The organism is Lysinibacillus sp. NPDC056232, assembly GCF_042267565.1.
Lineage (GTDB): Bacteria > Bacillota > Bacilli > Bacillales_A > Planococcaceae > Lysinibacillus.
This window is the reverse complement of the sequence record NZ_JBHJTF010000102.1, coordinates 1-1,281: the sequence shown is the minus strand read 5'-3', so window position 1 is coordinate 1,281 and position 1,281 is coordinate 1. Positions and strand designations below refer to the sequence as shown.

The 1,281-nt window shown below is 67.1% G+C and carries 1 protein-coding gene; it reads right to left on the bottom strand.

What is annotated here, in order from left to right; genetic code table 11:
* Positions 1 to 777: 777 nt before the first annotated feature.
* The gene (locus tag ACFCYJ_RS27460) at positions 778 to 1,089 is read right to left on the bottom strand and encodes a helix-turn-helix domain-containing protein (protein ID WP_375821541.1); all 312 of its coding nucleotides are present in this window, start codon (positions 1,087 to 1,089) and stop codon (positions 778 to 780) included.
* Positions 1,090 to 1,281: the final 192 nt, after the last annotated feature.

The following is a 1,281-nucleotide window of genomic DNA, read 5'->3' as shown; positions in this document are numbered from 1 at the left end:
CTCCTGCACCATTAATTACGACCTTCATTGTTGCCACGTCTTTCTTCACAATACGATTGGCATTAATCATCCCCGCCTGCTGCTTCGCAGCGCGTGATTGACAATCGCGTCCCGCGATGGTAGCGCCCCGTCCCGGGGCTTTCGCTCGTGCTGATCTCGTACCCCCCACCGGCCGGCGTCTGCACCCCCCAACCCGGCTGAGGTCTAGGGCGGTCGCTACCGCGACCGTACCGGTCCGTCCCGGACCTACTCCCCCAGAGTGCTTGCCCGCTCGCGCGTGTGCGCGGCACCTGGTCCCGGGGGTCGATCGCGCAGGGCTCCAGGCCCACCGTTTGCGTGATCGTCTCGGGAGAGATCGTTGCCGAGTGAAGAGGGTCGGCTGTGCGGCACTCCGTCTAACGGCGTTACACCGGGGATCAGCCGGCGGGCAGTGCACCGAGCTGCCAAGGGTAGGTGCGGGTGCCAGCGCGTCACGTCGTCCCGTCGCGCTGGCGAGCCCGGGGAAGGGCGCCTCTGTGGAGTTGTCCAGGGGTGGTCAGTTGCCGCGGGCCGCCCGGTGCTGGCGTGCGCGAGCGGACGCGGCCGACTCGATCGCGAGCCATGCGGGGATGGCCACGCGGGCAGGCCGAGGTGCCGGCGCAGCAGGAGGCCGCGTCGGCGTGGGGTCTTCGGGGATGGCTGCGGGGTCGGTCAGGCAGGACGCGCAGGAGCCATCGGTGAGTTGTCCGGGGTGGCCGCACGAGGTGCAGCGGGGGCCGCGGTATTCGCGACGGGCGGTCACAGGGCTGCGATGCCGTCGATGGGTCCGGGCATGACCCGTGGCATGGGGAACTCGGTCTGTCCGGGGACGTGGGGTGCGGGGGCCGGCCTACCGGCGGCGTCCGCGCGGTCGTGGGCGTCCTGGTGGCGCTGGTCGCGGTAGGCCAGGTAGTCCTCGCGGAAGATGCGGTACGTGCGCCTGCCCAGCTTCAGGGCGGGGATCTCCCCGTCCGCAATCCAGCGGTAGACAGTCATGGGCGTGACGCGCAGCTCTTCAGCTACCTCGGCTACGGTCATGTACTGCGGGAGGGGGGATGTGGCCTCGGTCACGATATTTTTCTCCGTCCGCCCGGGTAGCGTCTTTCCGCAAGTGTTTGACCTGCGGTTTTGTCCACCTGCGGGCGTTTTTTCGTTCCAGATGGAAATATCTGGTCCGCGAAAATTTCCGCAGGTCAGAGGGCAACCATCCGAATGTGGAGAAAATCTGTAGACGCTAGGCGCAGAAAATGTCGACTCAGAGAG